Origin of the sequence: Reichenbachiella faecimaris (assembly GCF_900176375.1) — a bacterium.
GTDB classification, from domain to species: Bacteria; Bacteroidota; Bacteroidia; order Cytophagales; family Cyclobacteriaceae; genus Reichenbachiella; species Reichenbachiella faecimaris.
In genome coordinates this window covers 1,285,423-1,307,102 of sequence record NZ_FWYF01000001.1, presented here as the reverse complement: position 1 = coordinate 1,307,102, position 21,680 = coordinate 1,285,423, and the positions used below count along the sequence as shown (strand labels likewise).

Sequence of the window (21,680 nt, the reverse complement as noted above, 5' to 3'; positions counted from 1 at the left end):
CCCTTTTTTTGGCCAATTATTCCACCAACCTTCAGGGTGCCAATGTTAACTTCAATTTCGCCAATCAGATCTGTTTTTGATGGGTGCAAATTTGAAATAAACGGTGAATCTAGATGGACAATTACATTCTGGGCATTTCATGTTTTTATCATGATTCGGCTGCGGCTATTCTTCGAAATGGGGAGGTTGTGGCGGCGGCGCAGGAAGAACGATTTACAAGAATTAAGCACGATGCTGCTTTTCCCCAGTGCGCTATTGGGTACTGCCTCGAAGAAGCAAAAGTAAAATTAGATGAGTTAGAAGCGGTGGTGTTTTATGACAAGCCGTTACTCAAATTCGAACGTCTTTTGGAGACCTATTATGCCTACGCCCCGCTTGGGTTGATCTCCTTTCTCAAGGCGATGCCTGTTTGGATGAAGGAAAAAATTTTCCTAAAAAGGGAAATAAAAAATGGACTCCAAAGCGTCCAGCAATATGATCGTAAAAAACTGAAATTGCTTTTTACCGAACATCATTTGTCTCACGGAGCGAGTAGCTTTTTTGTGTCACCGTACGAAGAGGCAGCTATACTCACGATCGACGGAGTAGGGGAATGGGCAACTGCCTCCATTGGTTGGGGCAAGGGCAACAAAATACAGATATTAAAAGAATTGCATTTCCCAAATTCTTTGGGGCTGTTGTACTCCGCATTTACCTATTATTTAGGGTTTAGGGTCAACTCTGGAGAATACAAGTTGATGGGATTGGCCCCATACGGTAATCCTAAAAGCAGCCAAACGCAGCAGTTCGTCGATCTGATCAAAACTGAATTGATAACCATTAAGAACGATGGCTCGATTAGTCTGAATCAAAAGTATTTCGACTATGCTATCGGTTTGAAGATGGTAAAGGAAAAAAAGTGGGAGCAACTTTTTGGCATTTCAAGAAAGTCACCCGAAGAGGTCTTTACAAGTGTCCATCTTAATTTGGCGTTTGCCATTCAGCAGGTTACCGAAGAAGTGGTGATGAAAATGGCTGAGGAGGCTCAGCGACTGACTGGCCAAAAGAACCTGTGCTTATCTGGCGGAGTGGCACTCAACTGTGTGGCGAATGGTAAGCTGGCTACAAATGGGCCATTTGAAAATATTTATATCCAGCCAGCAGCTGGAGATGCCGGAGGAGCCCTTGGCGCGGCATTAGCGGTAGAGCACATTTATTTTGGACGTAAGCGAAGCTTCAAGGCCAATAAGAAGGATGCCATGAAGGGTACCTATCTGGGGCCAGAGGCAGATCAAGCCGAGCTTGACCATTTGCTTCAGATACATCGGGCAGTTTGTCATGAGTTTGAAAGTGTTGATCAATTGACACAAGAAGTAGCATCACTGTTGGATCAGGGGTATGTTGTGGGTTGGTGCCAGGGTAGGATGGAGTTTGGCCCAAGGGCCTTGGGCAACCGAAGTATTCTTGGAGATCCAAGAAATCCTGACATGCAGAGAAAGATCAACCAAAAGATCAAATACCGAGAAAGCTTCAGGCCATTTGCCCCAGCCGTTTTGGAAGAGGATGCATGGTCTTATTTCGAGATGTCTGGGGATTCGCCCTATATGCTTCAGGTGCAGCCTGTTGCTAAACAGTTACGTCAGGCTTTGCCGGATGATTATCATAAGCTGAGTATGTGGGATCGACTCGATGTGCCTCGGTCAGAGCTCCAGTCGATCACGCATGTAGATTTGTCCGCAAGAGTTCAGACCGTAAGTAAAGAGACCAATCCAAAATTTTGGCAGCTGATTGATTCATTTAAACAACTTACTGGTTGTAGTGTGGTGATCAATACGAGCTTTAATGTAAGGGGAGAGCCTATAGTCTGCACAGCTGAAGATGCTTATCGTTGTTTTATGCGGACGGAGATGGATTATTTGGTTATCAATAATTGTCTGTTTGGAAAACAGGCACAGCCCAAATGGAAAAAACAAGATCGTTGGCAAGAAGAGTTTGTGTTGGATTAGAAGAGCAATGAAAATGACTAATGAAAATCAGAGGAAACCGACCCTATTTGTATATTATGTAATTATGGCGTTGTTGCCTGTGTTATTTTTTGTTTTTGTAGAATTAGGCCTTGTAGCTTTCAACTATGGGAATGACTATAGTCTGTTTATTAAACCGGACGGTGGCACCCCAGGCATGCTTTATCTCAATCCCCAACGGAGCTATAAGTATTTTGGTGATTTGAAAGGAACGGTTTTCTTCAAGGGTATTGGTTTTAAAGAAAAAAAGGAACCAGATAGCTTTAGAATTTTTGTGTTGGGAGGGAGTAGTGCGCAGGGTTTTCCGTATGCACAAAATGCCGCTTTCCCTAGTCACCTCAAACGCCGACTCGACTTGCTCCACCCCAACCAATCGGTCGAAGTGATCAACCTAGGCGCCAGTGCCATCAACACACATACCCTGCTAGACATGCTGCCAGAGGTTTTAGCTCAGCAGCCAGATTTGTTATTGATTTACGCTGGACACAATGAATATTACGGGGCGTTGGGACCGGCTTCTTCCCGGTCATTTGGCATTTGCCCTGCTTTTGTCAGCACCCTACTTTGGTTGAAGGAATTCAAAACATTTCAATTGATGGAGGGGTTGGTAGCCTCTATTTCGTATGGACAACCCAAGCATTCTGCTAATCTCATGGAGGACATGATAGGAGAAAGTTTCGTATATCAGGGATCGTCCGTTTATGAAGCTGGCCTATCACAGTTTCAATACAATATGAAAAAAATACTGAGTTTGATCCAGACAGCAAATGTACCAGTAATACTGGGCACCTTATCAAGTAATCTAAAGGATCACAAGCCATTCAATTCGGACGAAAAAGATGAAACAGGTCGGTCTGCCGTTCAGCATTTTGAACTGGCTCATCGATTGTTGGGCATGGGTGATTTTGCACAAGCCAGGCAACATTTCATAAAAGCCAAGGAATTGGACGGATTGCGTTTTAGAGCCCCTGAAAAAATCAATGAAACCATTCGCCAACTGACGAAGGAATTTGATGTACCATTAGTGGAAGTAGACGATTGGTTCAACAATATTTCTGAAGAACAGATAGTTGGCAACAACCTCATGTGCGATCATCTTCATCCTAACCTTCGAGGATATTTTGAACTCAGCAAAGCTTACTATACCATGATCGAAAAGCATGGACTTTTGCCTTCAGTGGGCATTGACATGGCTATCGGACTGTCTGATAGTCTACTGCTTGCCACTATGCCATTTACCAAACTAGATTCAGTTCAAGCCGACTTGACACTTGTGAATCTTTTGGGCAACTATCCTTATGTACCTAAAGGGATGCCAAATCCATTGTTGCACACCATAAGACAGGATGATTTTGTAGATCAAATGGGGGCCGTGAAAAATGTAGATTCTGCTCGTGTCATTATTGCGGGCAGGTATCTTCTGGATCATGATTTGATTGCTTTTCGCCGGGAGATGGACGTGTTTTCGAGTTATTTTCCATCCAAAGAAAAGCCCTATCTCAGTATGATTTCTTATTTGGAGGAAAAAGGGATGGTTGCACAATCCATTCCATTATTAATTGATCAGCTGAGTGCTCAGCCCGAAACAGCCTCAAAAAATAAGATGCTTGGCTTATTGCAAGCCAAAAATCAAACGTTTAGATCTTCCATTACCTATTTTTCAAAAGCGATCAACCAACGTTCAGAAGAAACGAGCCTTTACATCCAAAGAGGGATTGCTTATGCGATGACGGATAATTTCCCCAAAGCCGTCCAAGATTTTGAAATTGCGTTGCGACTAGAACCAGACAACTTGGAGGCACATCATCAGCGCGGAGTTGCTCGGTTCGAGCTCAAGGACTATGCAGGAACTATAGAGGATTTTAACGAAATAATTGCATCAGGAGAAAGTGTTCGACCACTCCCTTATTTTATCAGAGGTTATGCTTTTTATGGTTTGGGAAATCAGGAATCGGCTTGTGCTGATTGGAAGATGGCGGCGAGCTATGGCCATTTGGATGCGAAGAAATTGAGTAGGAAATTTTGTAATTAAACCTTAGTAACATGGAATTTATTATCGACTTGTGGAAGTTTTTATTGGAACGAAAGGCATGGTGGTTAGCACCAATCATTTTTGTTTTGCTGCTACTTGGTTTCGTCATTGTAATAGGTGGAGGTTCCGCAATCGCGCCATTTATTTACTCCATTTTCTGACTGATTATGAAAATTAAAAAGGACTTTGAGACGCTTTTGGTGATCTCGTCTGGTTTGGCATTGCTTTACTTCTGGCTGGATATCGTCTATCTGTGGTATATATCAATTAGCATCTTGGTATTAGGGGTAATATCTCCCTGGTTGGGCAGGCATATTGTACGCGTGTGGAAGGGCTTGTCAATGATACTGGGTGCTATCAATACTCACATATTGCTTGCGATTGTTTTCTATCTGATACTCACCCCAGTGGCTTTGCTTAGACGAATCCTTTCAAAGAGGCCTGAATTGGATCAAACGCGTTCTTCTTTTTTCCTGACCAGACAACATACCTATGAACCTCACGATTTTGAGCACCCGTGGTAGCTGTTTGAACCTATTTAGCACTAGAAGAATTCAGATGATTCAGACTTGTTTTTGATTCCAATAACGTGATGATTAAGCTAGTCTCGCCAAACGGACGAAGAGGCATAAGAAATCAAATTAAAAGACTATTCATTGATATCAACGGGTCTTATTTGAAGACAACCAAAATAGTCCTGAATAGACAGAGCAGCAATATCAGGTTCAAGTAAATAATGCGAATCAGTATTGATCAACTCCATGCTGATTTTTGTTTTATGAAATTGACAGCAATTCTCTGAAGTCGGTTTTCTACTAGTACATGGTAAAGAGGCGCCCTACTTTTGTGGTGACTGACCTGGCAATATAGCTAGTGGCCGGGCAGGTGCTCGGTTTTAGTGGTTTGGCCGCTTCTTCTTTTCAAAATCATGAAATGTAATTGTTCTCAGGGATCAAATCTGTCCTAAAATTCATTCTAAACGAAAATCTGGAGCCCTTACCAAGCTCACTCTTGAGTTTGATTTCGCTCTCAAAAAGCTTGAGAATATGCTTGGCGATGGATAAACCAAGACCCGTTCCACTGTATTTCCTAGTGGTGTCTGAGTCGGCTTGGATAAAATTGTCAAAAATGATTTGCTGTTTGTCTGGTGCTATACCAATGCCCGTATCTTCTATGACGAACTTAAGCCTAATCTTTTTCCGACTTTTTTTGACGGATTTGATAGTTAACGTGACTGTTCCCTTATCGGTAAATTTGATGCTGTTGCTCAGTAAATTGTTCAATACTTGAGACAGCCTTCCAGGGTCACCTATCAGCTGATTTGGAATGTCTGAGCTTATGTTCAATTTCAGTTCAATTCCTTTTTTTATGGCTTCTTTTCCAAATCCTTCACTCATACTTTTTACGAGTAAGTTTAAATCAAAAGGGGTTGATTCCAGTTTCAATTTACCTGATTCAAGTTTGTTTAAGTCAAGAATGTCATTGAGTAGCGTGAGTAGGTTTTCTGCTGAAAATTTGAGCATGTTCAGATTGTCAATCTGGTGAGGCTTTGGATTGTCCTCTAGGAGCAAATGTATGGCGCCAATCACTACGTTCATGGGTGTTCTGATTTCGTGACTCATTACAGAAAGAAAATCAGCTTTGGCTTTGGCAGCTGCTAGAGCGTTCTTTTTCTCATTTTCTATAATCCCATTTTTTCGCTCTATTTCAATGTTTTTGTCCTTCAAGGCTTCCATGGTTTTTGCTTTGGCGAGATAGGCCCAATATAAAAGCAGGAGAAGTATGGCTATAACCAAAAGAACGCTAATGGCAATATTTCTCAAAACTGTCTGATAGAGGTTTTCTTTGTTCAATAGCTGTATTTCTTGTTGTTGTCTTTCAAAGTCGTATTTCGATTCTATTTCTTTGATATTGCTGGTCATCTCATTTTTTCGGATGACTAGCTGCAAGGCAGTATATTTTTCGTGATAATTCAGTGCCACTTCATACTTGTTGAGTGATTTGTACAAGTTGGTTAAATTTAAAAGACATTCGAGCGTCACATTTTGGGTTCCTAATTCCTGACTCAAATCAAGAGCCTTCAACAAGTACTTTTCTGCTGGATTCAAGTTTTGCTCAAGCAAATGAGTTTTGCCAATTATTATGGATGTTTCTGACATCCCTTTTTTGTTTTCTTCAGATTCGAAAAATAGGAAAGCTTTTTGAGCGTGCTTCATGGCCAATTGTGGTTGATTTGTATACATGTACAATTCACCCAATCCCCAATGCGTATAAGCGAGCCCCTGTTCATCATTGAGTGCATTCAGCATTTCTAGCGCTGAGGTATAATGGAGAAGTGATTGATCATAGTTTTGCATTTGAAGCTGCAAGGCGGCTACTTGGATCATTGAATAGGAGATTCCAAGAGAATCTCCAAGCTCCTTTTCTATTTGAAGTGATTTTTTATGATAGGCAAGCGATTTGGCTGTATCAGTCAGACTTTGATAAACCATGCCACAGTTGTTGTAAACTCTGGCCAATCCCGGCTTGTAGCGAAGGATTTGATATAGATCTAGAGCCATTAGAAAATAGGTGACGGCTACTTCATGATTGCCCTCTATGTCGTAAGAAATGGCCAGATTGTTAAGTGCGTCTGCTTTACCACGCTTATGGTCTATCTCTTCGGCCAGCTGAATGGCGAGTTTGCAATATTGCCGAGCGGAGTCCAGATGAATGAAGGCATATTCAAACCCTAGCTTAGCAAAAAGGTTTACGCGACTGGTATCTGAAGTAGTATTTTGAAGCTTATATTTTAGGGAATCTGTTTGCTCAGCGTGACCATACCCATAGCACATTATGGCAATCAGGATATGCACCAATAGTTTCTTCATTAGCCAATAGGAAAAGTTGAGCACAAGCAAATTCCAAAAGATTTTTTAGTCGAAAAAATAAAAACGTCATTATTCTGAGAAGTACTGTGAATTGTACTAATGTGTCCTCTTCCTGTGCAATTCCAGACGATTGTGTTTTCTCGTTTCTCGATTTTTGAGTACTATTTAATGTCAACAAACCTTGTTAAATTTAGTTTTCGGCAAAACAGTAGTCTATTCAAGAAATGACAAAACACAGAATCTATACCATGAGCTTTGCAGGTGTGTATCCACACTATGTAGCCAAAGCAGAGAAAAAGGGCAGAACCAAAGCAGAGGTAGACGAGATCATCCATTGGCTGACAGGCTATGGCCAAAGGGGATTAGATAACGTTATAGAAAAGAAAACTGACTTCGAGCATTTCTTTGCTGAAGCCCCAAAGCTCAACCCAAACCGAAAACTAATCAAAGGCGTAGTTTGCGGCATCAGGGTGGAAGATATAGAAGAACCACTCATGCAAGAAGTTCGCTACCTGGACAAACTCATTGATGAATTGGCCAGAGGTAAGAAGATGGAGAAGATTTTGAGGGAGGATAACCTGCTGATATAGTTGTACTCGCAATACTTTGAGGATTCTATCTAACTATGAAACGCGCTACCCAGGGCATTATATCCGTATCAACTATTAAATAATAAACCCCTGATGATACTGATGAAATATCGAAATGATTATCCTTATATCTACTGAAATCTTGTCTTATTTTTCCTTCCTGATCTACCAATCGAATCCCTCGGATTGGTATTTGGATGCCCTCTAACACTACATAATCATCAGCTGGATTGGGGTAAATTTTCAAACGGGTATTGGCTAGCTGAGTGGCATTTAAAACAAATTCAATGGTTAAAGTGCCGTTGACCAGGGTCAATTCATAGTTCTGTGCTATGCCCCCTGAGAGTACGATCGGGTAGGTGCCATCCTGGCTTGTTGAGGTGGCTGTGGTAGATATGGTAGGTGGAGTGATATCATTCTCGGTATCACCATTGACAAACCCAGCGTAACTTATTGTGAGCTCGGGTATTTCAGTATGCTCGGGGATGGTGAGGTCGTCGGCGCTAACCATCAGATCTGCCTTTGTAATGATGAGCTGACCTTCTTCGTAAGAAAAACTGTAATTGTTGTCTTCACCTCCAGAAGCAACAAATTCATAGGTGCCAACACTGGTTTCCAAAGTGATGTTTGTTTCTACTGTGGGCCTGGTATTCAGTACTGCTTCATTTTCATCGTTTGCGAAACCGTCATAGACCCAAGTGAAATCTGGGTTGAGTTCGCCGTACACTTTTGTTTTGTTGTCGGGGGTCACAGTCAATACAGCTTTTGCTACAATCACTTCATCATCCGTAGACCCGGCATTATAGTACTTACTCTCTGCCTGACTTGCTGACAGGGTAGTAGTACCTGCCCCTAATACAGTTGCTGATTCTCCTGATACAGATATGGCCTCTTGATTTGAACTTGAGAAGGCAATCGTGTTAGATGAGTTAGACGTTGCTGAAAGGGTAAACGGCGCATCGCCGTAGGTCTTATTGCTAGCCGAGAATTCAATATTTTGATCTCCTTTTTCAACTATGTATTCGAAAGACAACTGGGGTATTCCTTGTGTATTATGTTTTTCAGTAAATGCATCAGTAGATGGATCATATTCAAACAAGACACCCGACCCAAAAGGATCACTGCCTGTAATGCCATATAGTTTTCCATTAAATACATTTATTAATCCAATGGGATCTTGCCCACCTACATCGTTCATATTAAATTTCAAGCTTAGGGCTGTTTCTGGATCAGTGTCATTTGGATCAAATTCAAAGAAAGTACCATCATTGCCATCTCCTCCATATTCAGCTAATCCGTACAGCTTTCCATTGCTAGCCTCTACCAAGCCAAATGGACCTGCCCCGATAGTGAAATCAAAACCATTATTTTCATTAAAGGATTCGGTCACTGGATCATATTCGAATATACTTCCAAAACTGATTGCCTCTGAGTCACTGGTGGTTCCATATATTTTACCATTTGAGGCTTGAATCAAACCTTCCATTGGAAATATGCCACTAGTAGTCCCGTCGAAATCTATTTTTTTATCATAAGTATCTGTAGCTAAATTGTACTCATAAAACACCCCCAGGCCATTTTCACCAAAGGTGCCAAAGTCGGCACCACCAGTACCTCCATAATAAGTAGTACCATATATTATGTTTTCGTCAAGTAAAATATCTGTGGGTGTATGACCGCTAGCAATCGTTTCAAAGTGAATGAGAACTGCATACGACTCATTGGTGAGGTCATACGCAAACAAAACACCTACATCATTTTCTCCACCTTCTGCTATTCCATACAATGTATTATTGGCCTCGTTTATGATTATTTTTTGTGGAGAGTTACCGTTGGTGCCATCGTAAGCTACTATTGTGTTGAGTTCGTCGTTGATTGGATCATATTCGAATAGCGTACCTGCTTCACCAGTGATTCCATATCGAGTCATTCCATAGAGATTGCCATTTGGCGCAAGGATGAGCTGGCTTCTGGGTTCTCCTCCGTTTTCATCAGTGATAAAATCTATTTTTTTTGTGTAGGTATTTGATACAGGGTTAAACTCAAAAAGTACACCTGTATTTTCTAATCCCCCTTGTCTTGCTGTACCATATAATCGACCATTGCTAGCTTCAACGAATTCACCTTCGATTTCTTGACCATCAGGCGCAGCGAAAAAATCAATTTTCTTATCAAATGTATCATTGATCAGGTCATACTCAAACAAAGTGCCACGACCAGCTGCTCCTCCACTGGATGAAAGTCCATACAGTTTGTCATTAGAAGCTTGAAGCAAACTTCCCACTGGCTGCCTACCAGTGGTAAATTCCTCAAAGTCCAACCTATGGGTGTAACCACCCGATGGATCGAATGTAAATAGTACACCGTCACCGTTTGCTCCTCCAATACGGGTGGTACCGTGTAGAAGATTATCTGAAGTTTCGATTAGTTTTCCATAAGGCCCTGCTCCACTTTCATCATCATAAAAGTCAAATATTTTTTCAAATGAATCATCAGAAGGATCTAATTTGAAAATAGTCCCGTGATCGTTTGTGCCTCCGGTTGAGGTCATGCCATAGATCATTCCGTCTGAGGCTCGCATAAGCCCCCCTTTGGGCCTACTGCCATTGGCGGTACCTGTAAAGTCTAGTATTTTCGTGTACTCTTCGCTAGGAGTGGCCAAGAGGTCATACTTAAAAAGTACGCCGAGATCGCTGGTACCGCCGATGTCTGTCATGCCATAAAGCACATCATCAATGCCAAATAGGTCACCTACGGGTCGGGCACCATAGCTGGTGCCATCGAAGTTTACCAGTACAGTATACTCTTCACCTTCAGTGGCATCTGGATCAAATTCAAACAGTACGCCTTCTCCGTTAGCCCCGCCAGTTCCACCAAACTGAGTCATTCCATAGAGCTTACCATTGGTAGCCTCAAAAAGGCTGCCTTCTGGGTTCCAGCCCTCATCGTTGGCATCATCAAAGTCAAAAAGTTTGGTGTAAATATCATTAACGGCATCATAGCTGAAGATTACGCCATCGAAAGCTGTACCCCCATCTGAAACCAAGCCATAGATCAGACCATTGGACCCTAAAATCATGCCCCCAAATGGATCTCTGCCTAAATTGCTTCCGTCAAATTCAATTTTAACATCATATTCATCATTTGCAGGATCATATTCAAAGAGCACTCCATGAAAACTAGAGTTTCCACCATCATGGGTCATTCCATAAAGCTTGCCGTTTGACGCCTGCACAAGTTGCTGATTGCCTGGACTCGCACCTTTGTATCGAATTAAGGAATGCAGTACTTCTAGATTATTTCCGTTACCATCAGTTTTATATATTAGACCTATGTCGCTATCCCCTCCTGAGGATGTTGCTCCCCAGAGTTCAATAGTTTGTGATTTCAATTGAAGGATGCTAAAGAACATATAGCAAAACACAGCGAGTGCTTTTGTTGTTTGGCGGCAATACATAATACAGGATGTGATGGTGGATTATATATAATTTACAGAAATAGTATAATAATTCAAAAGAAACTGGATGAAGGTTGTGCCGAAGTCGGCTGTTAGACCAATAGAGATGACTGTTGAATAGAAGTTTGAAAATGATTGGAACAGTTCACAGGTGAGTGTTAGGTGCTAAAATTGAAGCGTTTCGAATATGTTAATAACTAACACGAATTGTAGGTTTTTTGTGCAGAGCCAAGTTTCAGCCAATCCAGTTGCGAAATTTGGGAGCTGTTTCCTTGCTTACAAAAACATCTTCCTTACTATCGGGCTTCAGTTGCACTTTTATTTTTCCATTTTCAGATCTGAATTTTTCAATGGCCGAGAGAGAACTCAGGTATTTCCGATTAAGTCTAAAAAAAGAGTTAGAGTCGAGCATGCTCTCCAATTCAGAAATGGTTTTATCCACAATCAACTGTCTCTCTTTAAAATCCTTAGCAAAAACGATCTTATGCTCAGTAAAGAAGTAGGCAATATCATTTACGTCTAATGCCACAAATTCAGCCCCCTTCTTTCCCAAAACACGATTGGTAACTGGAGATTTTATATGATTTAAGATCTTTAGCAAATTTCCTTGAACAAAGTGATCGTGCAATGACTTTACCTTTTCTAGCGAGCGTCGCAATCTATCTTCCGTAATAGGTTTTAGCAGATAATCAATAGAATTGAATTCAAATGAGGTCAATAGATACTTATCGAAAGCAGTTGTGAATATTATCGGAAACTTAATAGGATGTCTTTTGAAAATTTCAAAAGAATGATCATCCGAAAGCTGAATATCTACAAAGCCAAGGTCGGGTTCTGGGTTATTTTGAAGCCAGTGCAAGGTCTCTTCTACGCTACCTAACTTCCCAATAATTTCAATAGAACCGCCTATGGCTATAAGCATTTCTTCTAGCTTAGCCCTTGCCGGTAATTCATCTTCAATTAGTATGACTTTCATGAGTTGCTAATGGACTTAACGGTAAGTTTACTATAAATTTATCACTAGTCTGAGTGGTTTCAATATGGCTATCCGTCACCAACATAAATCTTTCGTCGAGATTCTTTAATCCTATTTTTGTGGAGTCCTGAATATTTCCCTTTTTCTGGATCGTGTTGCTGATTATTAATCTGTTTTCCCGTATATCAATCACAATTAATAGTGGTTTTTTTTCGCTGATTTCATTATGCTTTACCGCGTTTTCGAAAGCAACAAACACGGAAGTGGGAGGGACAAGGAATTTTTTTGTATCTAAATCAGAGTATCCCTTTCTTACAATCAGTGCATTCCCAAATCTCAAATGTAATAATGATAAATATCGTTCTGTAAAGGCCAATTCATCCTCCAATAATATCAAAGCGTAATCCTTCTGCATGAGTATATATCGATAGATATCCGCCAAGTTTTCAGTGAATATCAATGCTTTATCTGAATCAGATTTCACAAGATAAGAAAGAGTATTTAGTGAATTGAACATAAAATGTGGATCTACCTGGTTTTTCAGTGCTACAAGCTCCGCCTCAGCTTTGGCTCGTTGCAATTGCTCGTTCTTCACTGTCTCACTTTCTTTTTCCTTTACTAAAAAGACCGTCTCATATACATGGGTAACGAACAGCACACAAATCACATTGATAAGTACCACCATCTCAACAGCATTCCAATCCGTTTTGGCAAACCCAGCCAATAGGTACCAAGTGCATAACCATGCCACTGTAAGTGGTGCAGTATAGAAAATGTTATTAATCAATAGGAGTACCAGCTTTTCCATGGGTTTGTCAAACCAGGTGAAGCGCTGACGAGTTCTGAATAACAAGTAGCGATTGCCTTGCCATATCAGATAGGCTAGCAAGACAAAATACAGATACCCCATCCAATAAGTGAAACTAGTCAATGAGAGATTCCCAAATAATCCGGCTACATTGGGAATCAAAATACCAAAAAAAGGAATGCCAATCAGCCTAAGCTTCCAATCGTTTAGATGCACATCATTTTGAGTATGTTTTTTTTCCGATTCAATCCCAGATACTTCCGTTTCGGTCATTTTCATCCTCTTTGGTTCGCATAAAGTTTGCAAATTCACCACATAGTTACGTCATATAATACAACTTAATTATTAACGAAAATTTATCGATATGGACACTTTAAATTATTGGGCAATTTTAGCAGCAGCACTTTCTACCTTCTTGATTGGTGGGATTTGGTATTCACCTATCGCTTTTGGGAAAGCATGGATGAAAGAGAATAGTTTTTCAGAAGATGACTTGAAAAAAGGAAATATGTCAAAAATTTTCGGGCTTTCATTTATTCTAGGATTGGTAGCAGCAATCAATTTAGCCATGTTCTTGGGGCCTGATACTGACTTATCCACAGGAGCTTTTTATGGCTTTCTGGCAGGGGCAGGATGGGTAGCCACCTTTCTGGGCACTCATTATTTATTTGAAAGGAGATCATTCAAGCTATTTCTTATTAATGCAGGATATAGTGTAGTGGCGCTTACCCTAATGGGACTCATCATTGGTGGGTGGAGATAATCACGATCAATGAATGGGTGCGAAAAGTAGAAGTTTCAACATCAATGCGAGTAGAATCAAATGGAATTGATTCTAATTCAACCACAACACAAAAGATTATGAGATTCGTAATGATCCTAATTTTGGTACTACTGTTTGGTGAAAATTCGTTTTCACAACAAACCAAAAGTTTAGACACAGCCAATGTTAAGTATCATAGGGATATTTTCTATACTGAAGCAAAAGATTCTCTACAAAGCCTAGATGTTTACTGGAACAGTGAGTCAAAAAATGCCAAGGTTTTGTTATTTGTTCATGGAGGTGGTTGGCTAAGTGGTGACAAAAGGCAATATGGAGAAATGGCTACTCATTTAGCAGCCCAGGGGTTAACGGCCGTGGTAGTAAACTATAGATTGTCGCCATTAGTAAAATTTCCTGCTCATACAGAAGATGTGGCCTCCGCTATTAATTGGACGAACCAATTTATCAGGAACTATAATGGTGATAGAAATAAAATCTATTTAATGGGCCATTCTGCAGGTGGTCATCTAGTTTCTTTAATTGCTTTGGATGGCAGGTATCTGAAAAAGCACAAATTAAAGGCTAAAAGTATACAAGGGGTTCTAACAATAAGCGCTGCATTTGAAATAAAACCTCAGGAAGGTGGAGCTACAAAAAAATATCTTGGGATGGTGTTTGGAGATGACGAAAATGTTTGGAATCAAGCGTCATGTACATCTTATGTTGAAAGCAAGTCAATAGGAAAAGTAATTCCTCGCTTTTTGATCTCATGGGGGAAGCATGAAAACTCACTTATTACAAAAGAGAGCCTAAATATGATGAAGGAATTTGAGGACAATGGAATTAAAGTGCAGACTCATATTTTTGACACAAAGGATCATTATGCCTTTGTGAATGAATTAAAGAATGAAAGAAGTCCTTTTTTTGGGAAAGTAACTCAGTTTATGGATCACTTGTGACGGATTTATCGAATTGTTGATTTAGCCCAAAATAGTCACTTAGGAATGTTGATTATTTGATGGATTTTAGAAATTGAATGTTAAAAATGTTGGTCCTTGGTCACCATGTTGATTGTGGCTATATACTAATCAGCCATGAAATTTTATTTTTTATCACTGATTTTTTGCTATTGATTGCCTGTAGTCAATCGGATAAACTTAGAATAATTTTTAACCACACGGTCGAATCTAAGCCTACAGACTTGTTCATGATTCAAGCCTTCGTTACTGCTCGGCTCGGTCTCACCTTACTGACATTACACCACGTAGTTCAGCGATGGAAGAACTCATATATTGTATAATATATAGATTAAATTGACGTTAGCTAAGACAGTTATTAACATCAACCAGTATCATTTATGAAAAACACCATCGTATTATTCGCAATAATTGTCGTTTCCAGTGGCGTACCCTTGTTTGCTCAGCAGGCAGTAGAGAGAGCATTAGGAGATTTTAAATCCGTGTCTGTAGACTATGGCATCCAGGCAGAGCTGCTCAAGGGCACCTCCAATAAAGTAGTGCTGACCGTCAGCGGAACCAAAGAAGATAAAGTCACCTCAGAGATCGAAGCAGGGCAGTTGCTTTTGACATTCAAGAACACCAATAAGCTGGACGGAGTATCCGTCAGCGCCAAAATCTATACAACCAGTGCTATGGAAGGGATTGACGTCAGAAATGGGGCCACCCTCAGCGTAAAAGATGCACCAGCGGCCAGCGATTTGAAAATAGTCGTGACCACAGGTAGTAAGCTGGACATGACGGCTAAAACCCGATCTGCAGTCGTGTCTATTGGTAGGTCGGCAAAAGCCCAATTGGCCATTGAGGCCAATGAACTGGACGCAACCATAGCTGGAAATGGTAAATTGGATATCACGGGCAAAGTAGAGGAGCTTAAAGTAAATGCCAACACCTCAGGCGTGTACAAGGGTTTTGGTTTGCAGTGCAAGACCCTGACAGCTCAGGCACATGGTAACGGTCGCGCCGAGGTTTCAGTTTCCGAATCGCTAGTAGCCAATGTAGTGAGTGGCGGAAAAGTGATTTATATGGGAAATCCGACCTTGAAAGTGAATGCAACAAGCTCTGGCACCGTCGAAAAAGCAGAGAACTGAGAGTCTTATACGTAGTGGGGCGGGAGTACGCCTTTTCTTATTATGGGGGTTAGACAATCTACGATGAGATGGACTATTGAAGTAGTTGACTCATTTACAAAGTAGAATTATTAAGCTTTTTTGAGGGGGTAAAATAGGTATTGGTTTTAGTTTAGAAATGATTTGATTAAATTGTATTAGCACATTTTGATAAAAGTCTTAAGAATACCAAGTCCTTAAATATTAGAATGTACTAACCCCTTTGAAATGAAATTTTCTACTAAAACCTTATTGACATGTTGTTTTCTAAGCCCACCGCTGGTGCGAGCTTGTAGCTTGTACCCATTCCTCTTACAGTCAAACATAATCAATATTCCAAAATCTTTTCTTCCTGCATAATCAGCAGCACTGCTATATTTCCAATATTTTGGTTCTAATACAAATCCAGCCATGTTCTTTTAAGTCTTCAGAAGGGAGACTTGAAGGTAAGAAATGAAAACCAGTGTCTGCGACACGAACCAGGAAGCAAGATCTCCATATATTTGAGATATGTCTGCTTATAAATTCAATGATCCTCTTGGCATGTACTTCGTGACTTTCACAGTTGTGGAGTGGGTGGATGTGTTCACCAGAGATGATTATCGGCTGATCGTGGTTGATAGTTTGAAACATTGCCAGACTGAGAAAGGGCTAATCATTCATGCTTGGGTATTAATGTCTAATCACCTTCATTTGATCATATCAAGAAAGGAAGATGGAGAATCATTATCAGATATTGTAAGAGATTTTAAAAAATTTACATCGTCAAAAATCATCAAATCAATTAAAGAAAATACAGGGGAAAGTAGGAAGAATTGGATGTTGTGGATTTTTGAGTCAGCAGGAAGAAAAAACAGTAATAATAAAAGTTATCAATTTTGGAGACAGGACAATCACGCAGAGCAATTGGTTTCTAATAAATTTATGGATCAGAAACTGGATTATATTCACAACAATCCAGTAGAAGCTAGATTAACCGATGAGCCAGAGCACTATCTTTACTCTAGCGCAAAATGCTATGCTGGCCAAAAGGGCTCATTGGAGATTTCGATAATCGCATAAGAAGAGCCGTGTCAGAGACACTAGATATCTTCAGGTTTTAAGTGATCCTTCAGAACACTTAAAACAACGGTGACTGCGTATCCCGGTCTCGCTATGCTAAGACTTAAAAGAGCGGGGGATGTTAGTATTTCGTCATTTCTGCTAACTCAGTAAGACAATTGCGTATGTCGGATCTTCAGAGTTACAGTTCAGATAGATTACTGGAATTTCGAAGTTCAGTTCGTTGGAATTGAAGGTGAAACGCAATGCCTTCCTCGTGGTTATTGGGCTAGCATTACCTTGAAATTTGTTAATGACTTCTAGTTCAATCTTACAGAAGTCATTGGCAGGAATGACAATTTGATTTTCAAACTTTGCAGTTGAATTTTCATCAGGTCTTGGGAGTTCTATAGGATATCTTCCAATTGATTTTAGTTCGTAAGCTCTAGGGATCCCTGATAATCCACTCGGCAGATGGTTGGCGGAAAGGCTGACCCCTTCAAGAAGTTCCGAAGAGTTACCACAATTTTTAATCGTAAAGGTTAGAATTGGATTAAAGGATTTATCATCATGAAGATCATCAAGCCAAAAAGCAGTTTTTAGATTCGAGTCTTTAGTCCAAGAACAGATTTTGGAAGGTTCAACTGATATAAGTTTTAGTTTGGCGTTCAAAACTTGATATTTCAGTTGTTCGATATAGATTCGGTCTAAGTCGCCTTTAGTAATTTTTGAGTGACATGTTGGACAGATCAAGAGAAGATTCGAAATGTTGTTGTTTGAAGGATTTTCGTCAATGTGGTGAATCTGAAAATGTTCCACATCGCTAGAGTCGCAAATGGGGCATTTGGATTCAATTTCCTTCTGTAGAATTGATCGTTTCTTAAGTAATTGTGGTATGCTTTTTCTTTGCTTTGCCATCTTGCAAGATGAATGCTATGCTAACGCCAAGCTAAAATTCGTAGGCTTGGCCTTTGTTAAATTCTTTAATTTTATTTGATTCAAATACCCTTTGCAAATAGCTAATAAGCCTATGGGTTTTTAGATGTATTCATTTGTTCTTTCTGAGCCTTTGAAATCGTAATTGAGATGCCTTTTCTGGTATTTCATAGAGATTGTCAAATACATTTTCTATTATCTCAAGAGCCAGACGTAAATCATCTTTATTTGGTGTTGAAAGTTCATGGACTGCCGTATTGCCTAGAAAACGATGTTCGTGTAATATGTCTGCGTTTGCTTTGGTTATTTTACCTTTCTCGTGAAGTCCGTTGATTTTGGCTTGTAGATTTGTTTTGCGGACTTTCTTAATTGTTCCGTCCTTCTTTGTTTGTTCCACTTCGCCATCAGGTATCCCATTTTCTTGACAAAGACCTTCTACTAATGCTCTTACACCAGCACCACATAGAGTTAGACTATCCGAGTTGTAGCTTTCAATCGTTTCTTTGTAAATTCTTCTTAAGTTATGAGGAACATTGAAGAAACTTTGTGCAGTTAAGGATTCCTTTGTTCGCTTAGGATAGAGAAGTTCATTCGAGTAATAATCACCATCTTCTGGATCATAATCTTCGGAATTGGCATGGTCTGATCTGAAGGATACTGTTTCGCATCCAAGACACTGAATGATTTCGTAATCGTTATTCCACTGATAGAAGTCACCATAATCCATTGGTTCTTTTCCGTATTCGTTAACAGAAGTTAAAACCTTGTGCTTAGTTGTCACCTTGCAAGTTTGGCATAGGACGGAGTAATTTTTATCAAAGGACTTGTTCAGTTCAAATTTTCTCATGATTGGCTAATTGCGGTGATTACATCAATCTGATATGGTCTAAAGTGCATTTTATTTGCACTACATTCATACCAGTAGAGTTGATTATAAAATGTTTTTCTTATCTCAAAATGTGCGGGAAGTCAGGCGCTGCGACACCTGACCCTACTTTAAGATTATACATAATTTTATTCTGATCAAATGTTTAAGGGGAATTCACCCGACTTTTCCTGATTATGTACTATTCTGCTGGGTGAATCCTTATATTTTCTGCAACCACTCCATCTCACACGGAAGCTATTTCTGTGCAGTCCGCAAGAACCCCTCGGAGGTCTGCACAAACTCCTTGATGGGCTGCAAGAAGTGCTCGGGCCCTTGCACAAAGCCCTCGGAAGTCTGCACAAGCAGCGCTGAGGTCTGCAAGAAGGTCTCAGAGTTCTGCAACAGTCACTCTGAATCCTGCAAGAAGCCCCAGGAAGCGTGCAAGCACTGCTCGGAGCTTTGCACCAACCGCTCGGAAGGCTGCATAGCCCGTTAGGCTTATAAAAAGATTCGTTAATAACAGGCAATTATTTATTCAATGCTTTGATATCATGGGTTGATCCCTTATTTTCATCCCCCAGCAGCATTTTGGCTAACCTTTAATAACGTAAAAATTATGACGCGTGAACAAATCAACCGACTGGAGATGGCACAAGCCACCAACGCTTATCTGGATGCTAATGCTGCTGTATGGAGTGCCATCCCGATCATCAGCAATTACAAAACAACCCTGATACAGGCGATCCAGGGCATCCAGGAGGCCTCCCTCAAGCAGGAGTCTTCGCAGGTTTTCATCAGTGCTTCCCTGCGCGAGCTCAAGCAGCAGATCGCACAGAAGATGGATATCCTGGACGACATACTGGAGGCCTATGCCGCAGATACCGAGAATGCCGAACTCTTGTCCAAGTCATCCAACTCTGCTTCGGATTATTTCCGCCTGGCCAACGAGGACTTTGAGATCAAAACCAAAAACGTGATCGACTTGTTGGATGGTCATGTGGCTGAGATGGCTGACTATGGCATGTCTGCCGATCAGATCGAAGAGGTGAAGACGTCTTTTGCGATCTTTCAGGACAAGCGAGGTGTACCGCGCTCGTACCAGATCCAGTCCCGAATGGCGACCGAGGATTTGGCAGCCCTGTTCGATGAGGTAAACAAAACCCTGGCCCGACTCGACAATGTGCTGAAGCGGTTCAAACGTTCGAATCCGGCTTTCTACGTAGGCTACGACGCTGCCCGACACATCGTTAAGAATTGATAACGTAGGCGGTTTCTGAAATAAAATAAGGTGTCATTTCGACGTTAGGAGAAATCTTAACAAATGGATTATCAATCTCAAGCTTAATGAGATTTCTCCCATCTGGTCGAAATGACAAGTTTTTGAAACCGCCTCTTTTTTTGATCCGAATCTCCGCTAGCACGCATTTATAATTCGTGTTTTCTAATTCTCTACGGACTCCTTGTCTTAGTAGGAGTCCTGCCTGTCGGCAGACAGGTGTCTCCAACAAACCTCAAGTGGTAGTCATTAGCTGCAGCTGTCTTGTTGGTCATGCCATAGGCATCCCTTTGGGGCAAGACCAACAAGGGCGGAAAACCAGAAGATCAGCACTTCTACCACAGCGCCCCACGATTTTACACTTTTTAGAAATTAGCTGAGATTTCAGAGCAAAATCACTCGAATTCAAGAAAAACGTCACGTGCCCCGGTTTTTAGCTGGGGCTTTTTTATGCCCTTTATTTGGTGGTTTTGCCCACAAATTCACAAATTTTTCCATCTTGTGGTAAAAAGTGGAGGAAAGTGGTGAATAATTCCAAAACTTCATTAAGTTTGTAGTGGTGGTTTATATTTTTCTATAACTCTATGGCTTTTTTTACAAGCGAATATGAGTGTAAGTTAGATGCTAAGGGTAGATTGGTTTTACCTGCAAAGATTAAAGCCAATCTGCCCGAAGTGTCTGGCAACGAGCTCGTTGTGATGAAGGGATTTGATCCCAACTTGGTCTTGTACACCATGCTGGAGTACAAGAAAATACACAATAAGTTCGCGTCATTGAGTGATTTTGATGCCGCCCAGAGAAAATTGAAAAGAAACTTTTTTCGTAGTGTAGCTCCTGTCGAATTGGACAGTGCTGGGCGTTTTCTGATCCCAAAAGGCTGGATAGACCATGCCAAACTGGAAAAGAACGTGATGGTAGTAGGAGCAGGCAATACGATAGAGATATGGAGTCCGACCTTGTATGAAGAATACTTGATAGAGGACAATGAGGAGTATTCGGATTTGGCCAAGAAATTTTTAGATGAATGAGTGAATATCACAACCCCGTAATGCTGAAAGAATGTATGGACGGGTTGGCGATCAAAGCGGACGGCATCTATGTGGACATCACTTTTGGTGGTGGTGGTCATTCCAAAGAAATTCTAAAGCACTTAAGCGAGAAAGGGAAGTTGTACGCATTTGATCAGGACGATGAGGCCCGATTGAATGCTGAAGCTATAGACAATCGTTCTTTCACATTTATTCAAACCAATTTCAGAAACCTGAAAAAATTCTTACGCCTGCATGGCGTAAAGAAGGTCGACGGCATCTTGGGAGATTTAGGTGTTTCATCTCATCAGATCAACACCGCAGAGAGAGGATTCTCCACAAGATTCGACGGCCCACTAGACATGCGCATGAATCAGAAGCAAGGCGTGTCTGCTGCTGAAATTCTAAACACTTACGACGAACGTGAGTTGCACAGAATTTTAGGTCAGTATGGTGAAGTCAGAAACGCTAAGACGCTGGCAGCAGCGTTATGTTCAGAAAGGCATTTAGCACCTTTCGAAACTATTGAGCAATTGTTGGGTGTGTTGAGAAAATTTGCCCCGCGACGAAAAGAGAATAGATACTTCGCTCAGGTTTTTCAAGGTATTCGAATAGAAGTAAATGAAGAAATGAAAGCCCTAGAAGAAATGCTAGAGCAAAGTGCAGAGGTATTAAATGAAAAAGGAAGGCTGGTGATTATGTCCTACCACTCGTTGGAAGACAGACCAGTTAAAAACTTCATAAACAAAGGAAAATTTCATGGTGAGCTGGAAAAGGATCTGTATGGCAATGTGAGTAAGCCACTTCAAACCATCACCAGAAAACCAGTAACAGCAAGCGATGACGAAATAAATGAAAACAACAGGGCACGCAGTGCAAAATTGAGAATAGCAGAAAAAATCTGACC

At 40.8% G+C, this 21,680-nt stretch carries 19 protein-coding genes; 12 read left to right on the top strand and 7 right to left on the bottom strand.

What is annotated here, in order from left to right:
* Nucleotides 1-113: 113 nt before the first annotated feature.
* From B9A58_RS05530 to B9A58_RS05520, 4 genes are read left to right on the top strand one after another with little or no spacing between them, the layout of a single operon-like run.
* Nucleotides 114-1,985, top strand: a complete 1,872-nt coding sequence (locus tag B9A58_RS05530) for a carbamoyltransferase family protein (protein ID WP_084371414.1) — start codon at nt 114-116, stop codon at nt 1,983-1,985.
* A gap of 7 nt (nt 1,986-1,992) precedes the next feature.
* On the top strand, nt 1,993-4,035 hold the full coding sequence (locus tag B9A58_RS05525) for a GDSL-type esterase/lipase family protein (RefSeq protein ID WP_084371413.1): 2,043 nt from the start codon (nt 1,993-1,995) through the stop codon (nt 4,033-4,035).
* A gap of 11 nt (nt 4,036-4,046) precedes the next feature.
* Nucleotides 4,047-4,196 carry a DUF5989 family protein gene (locus B9A58_RS20320; protein WP_176214678.1) on the top strand — a complete coding sequence of 50 codons (150 nt, stop codon included), beginning with the start codon at nt 4,047-4,049 and terminating at the stop codon, nt 4,194-4,196.
* A gap of 6 nt (nt 4,197-4,202) precedes the next feature.
* The gene (locus tag B9A58_RS05520) at nt 4,203-4,559 is read left to right on the top strand and encodes an SxtJ family membrane protein (RefSeq protein WP_084371412.1); all 357 of its coding nucleotides are present in this window, start codon (nt 4,203-4,205) and stop codon (nt 4,557-4,559) included.
* 402 nt (nt 4,560-4,961) lie between these two features.
* Here B9A58_RS05520 and B9A58_RS05515 read toward each other — a convergent pair whose 3' ends face one another.
* Complete coding sequence (locus tag B9A58_RS05515; RefSeq protein WP_084371411.1) at nt 4,962-6,905, bottom strand: tetratricopeptide repeat protein; 1,944 nt, start codon at nt 6,903-6,905, stop codon at nt 4,962-4,964.
* Nucleotides 6,906-7,129: 224 nt separating this feature from the next.
* Here B9A58_RS05515 and B9A58_RS05510 point away from each other — a divergent pair, with 224 nt between their 5' ends.
* Nucleotides 7,130-7,495 (top strand): DUF2200 domain-containing protein, encoded by a 366-nt coding sequence (locus tag B9A58_RS05510; protein ID WP_084371410.1) that lies wholly within the window; start codon nt 7,130-7,132, stop codon nt 7,493-7,495.
* A gap of 25 nt (nt 7,496-7,520) precedes the next feature.
* On the opposite strand, the gene B9A58_RS05505 is transcribed toward B9A58_RS05510, so the two are convergent.
* The 3 genes from B9A58_RS05505 to B9A58_RS05495 all read right to left on the bottom strand — a co-directional run bounded on the left by B9A58_RS05505 (nt 7,521) and on the right by B9A58_RS05495 (nt 13,009).
* A complete protein-coding gene (locus tag B9A58_RS05505; protein ID WP_176214677.1) occupies nt 7,521-10,886 on the bottom strand; it encodes a choice-of-anchor tandem repeat GloVer-containing protein in 3,366 nt (1,121 codons plus the stop codon).
* A 301-nt stretch (nt 10,887-11,187) separates the two neighbouring features.
* Nucleotides 11,188-11,928 (bottom strand): LytR/AlgR family response regulator transcription factor, encoded by a 741-nt coding sequence (locus B9A58_RS05500; RefSeq protein WP_084371408.1) that lies wholly within the window; start codon nt 11,926-11,928, stop codon nt 11,188-11,190.
* Entirely contained in the window at nt 11,909-13,009 is a 1,101-nt protein-coding gene (locus B9A58_RS05495) for a sensor histidine kinase (RefSeq protein WP_221407815.1), read from the bottom strand. Before B9A58_RS05495 ends, B9A58_RS05500 begins: the two co-directional genes overlap by 20 nt.
* A 91-nt stretch (nt 13,010-13,100) precedes the next feature.
* Here B9A58_RS05495 and B9A58_RS05490 point away from each other — a divergent pair, with 91 nt between their 5' ends.
* The 3 genes from B9A58_RS05490 to B9A58_RS05480 all read left to right on the top strand — a co-directional run bounded on the left by B9A58_RS05490 (nt 13,101) and on the right by B9A58_RS05480 (nt 15,606).
* Complete coding sequence (locus B9A58_RS05490) at nt 13,101-13,499, top strand: DUF1761 domain-containing protein (RefSeq protein ID WP_245826994.1); 399 nt, start codon at nt 13,101-13,103, stop codon at nt 13,497-13,499.
* Nucleotides 13,490-14,458 (top strand): alpha/beta hydrolase fold domain-containing protein, encoded by a 969-nt coding sequence (locus B9A58_RS05485; protein ID WP_084371405.1) that lies wholly within the window; start codon nt 13,490-13,492, stop codon nt 14,456-14,458. Before B9A58_RS05490 ends, B9A58_RS05485 begins: the two co-directional genes overlap by 10 nt.
* 398 nt (nt 14,459-14,856) lie before the next feature.
* Nucleotides 14,857-15,606: a GIN domain-containing protein gene (locus B9A58_RS05480; protein ID WP_084371404.1), complete on the top strand. Its 750-nt coding sequence runs from the start codon at nt 14,857-14,859 to the stop codon at nt 15,604-15,606.
* Nucleotides 15,607-15,821: 215 nt separating this feature from the next.
* On the opposite strand, the gene B9A58_RS05475 is transcribed toward B9A58_RS05480, so the two are convergent.
* The gene (locus tag B9A58_RS05475; protein WP_084371403.1) at nt 15,822-16,037 is read right to left on the bottom strand and encodes a hypothetical protein; all 216 of its coding nucleotides are present in this window, start codon (nt 16,035-16,037) and stop codon (nt 15,822-15,824) included.
* Between the two features lie 97 nt (nt 16,038-16,134).
* On the opposite strand from B9A58_RS05475, the gene B9A58_RS05470 reads away from it, so the two are divergent.
* Nucleotides 16,135-16,686: an REP-associated tyrosine transposase gene (locus tag B9A58_RS05470; RefSeq protein WP_084371402.1), complete on the top strand. Its 552-nt coding sequence runs from the start codon at nt 16,135-16,137 to the stop codon at nt 16,684-16,686.
* A 141-nt stretch (nt 16,687-16,827) separates the two neighbouring features.
* Here the strand turns inward: B9A58_RS05470 and B9A58_RS05465 are convergent, their stop codons facing one another.
* A complete protein-coding gene (locus B9A58_RS05465) occupies nt 16,828-17,583 on the bottom strand; it encodes an HNH endonuclease signature motif containing protein (protein ID WP_084371401.1) in 756 nt (251 codons plus the stop codon).
* Between the two features lie 130 nt (nt 17,584-17,713).
* Entirely contained in the window at nt 17,714-18,448 is a 735-nt protein-coding gene (locus tag B9A58_RS05460; protein ID WP_084371400.1) for a DUF4145 domain-containing protein, read from the bottom strand.
* A 637-nt stretch (nt 18,449-19,085) separates the two neighbouring features.
* On the opposite strand from B9A58_RS05460, the gene B9A58_RS05455 reads away from it, so the two are divergent.
* The 3 genes from B9A58_RS05455 to rsmH all read left to right on the top strand — a co-directional run bounded on the left by B9A58_RS05455 (nt 19,086) and on the right by rsmH (nt 21,678).
* Nucleotides 19,086-19,727, top strand: a complete 642-nt coding sequence (locus B9A58_RS05455; protein ID WP_084371399.1) for a hypothetical protein — start codon at nt 19,086-19,088, stop codon at nt 19,725-19,727.
* 602 nt (nt 19,728-20,329) lie between these two features.
* On the top strand, nt 20,330-20,773 hold the full coding sequence (mraZ, locus tag B9A58_RS05450) for a division/cell wall cluster transcriptional repressor MraZ (RefSeq protein ID WP_084371398.1): 444 nt from the start codon (nt 20,330-20,332) through the stop codon (nt 20,771-20,773).
* Nucleotides 20,770-21,678 (top strand): 16S rRNA (cytosine(1402)-N(4))-methyltransferase RsmH, encoded by a 909-nt coding sequence (gene rsmH / locus B9A58_RS05445; RefSeq protein ID WP_084371397.1) that lies wholly within the window; start codon nt 20,770-20,772, stop codon nt 21,676-21,678. Before mraZ ends, rsmH begins: the two co-directional genes overlap by 4 nt.
* The last annotated feature ends 2 nt before the right edge of the window (nt 21,679-21,680 follow it).

What these genes read in the sequence shown, in the direction of transcription:
- B9A58_RS05475 (WP_084371403.1), bottom strand. Translation starts at nt 16,037, where the DNA reads ATGGCTGGATTTGTATTAGAACCAAAATATTGGAAATATAGCAGTGCT.
- B9A58_RS05455 (WP_084371399.1), top strand. Translation starts at nt 19,086, where the DNA reads ATGACGCGTGAACAAATCAACCGACTGGAGATGGCACAAGCCACCAAC.
- B9A58_RS05515 (WP_084371411.1), bottom strand. Translation starts at nt 6,905, where the DNA reads ATGAAGAAACTATTGGTGCATATCCTGATTGCCATAATGTGCTATGGG.
- B9A58_RS05460 (WP_084371400.1), bottom strand. Translation starts at nt 18,448, where the DNA reads ATGAGAAAATTTGAACTGAACAAGTCCTTTGATAAAAATTACTCCGTC.
- B9A58_RS05480 (WP_084371404.1), top strand. Translation starts at nt 14,857, where the DNA reads ATGAAAAACACCATCGTATTATTCGCAATAATTGTCGTTTCCAGTGGC.
- B9A58_RS05495 (WP_221407815.1), bottom strand. Translation starts at nt 13,009, where the DNA reads ATGACCGAAACGGAAGTATCTGGGATTGAATCGGAAAAAAAACATACT.
- B9A58_RS05490 (WP_245826994.1), top strand. Translation starts at nt 13,101, where the DNA reads ATGGACACTTTAAATTATTGGGCAATTTTAGCAGCAGCACTTTCTACC.
- rsmH (WP_084371397.1), top strand. Translation starts at nt 20,770, where the DNA reads ATGAGTGAATATCACAACCCCGTAATGCTGAAAGAATGTATGGACGGG.
- mraZ (WP_084371398.1), top strand. Translation starts at nt 20,330, where the DNA reads ATGGCTTTTTTTACAAGCGAATATGAGTGTAAGTTAGATGCTAAGGGT.
- B9A58_RS05520 (WP_084371412.1), top strand. Translation starts at nt 4,203, where the DNA reads ATGAAAATTAAAAAGGACTTTGAGACGCTTTTGGTGATCTCGTCTGGT.
- B9A58_RS20320 (WP_176214678.1), top strand. Translation starts at nt 4,047, where the DNA reads ATGGAATTTATTATCGACTTGTGGAAGTTTTTATTGGAACGAAAGGCA.
- B9A58_RS05470 (WP_084371402.1), top strand. Translation starts at nt 16,135, where the DNA reads ATGTCTGCTTATAAATTCAATGATCCTCTTGGCATGTACTTCGTGACT.
- B9A58_RS05510 (WP_084371410.1), top strand. Translation starts at nt 7,130, where the DNA reads ATGACAAAACACAGAATCTATACCATGAGCTTTGCAGGTGTGTATCCA.
- B9A58_RS05465 (WP_084371401.1), bottom strand. Translation starts at nt 17,583, where the DNA reads ATGGCAAAGCAAAGAAAAAGCATACCACAATTACTTAAGAAACGATCA.
- B9A58_RS05530 (WP_084371414.1), top strand. Translation starts at nt 114, where the DNA reads ATGGACAATTACATTCTGGGCATTTCATGTTTTTATCATGATTCGGCT.
- B9A58_RS05525 (WP_084371413.1), top strand. Translation starts at nt 1,993, where the DNA reads ATGAAAATGACTAATGAAAATCAGAGGAAACCGACCCTATTTGTATAT.
- B9A58_RS05500 (WP_084371408.1), bottom strand. Translation starts at nt 11,928, where the DNA reads ATGAAAGTCATACTAATTGAAGATGAATTACCGGCAAGGGCTAAGCTA.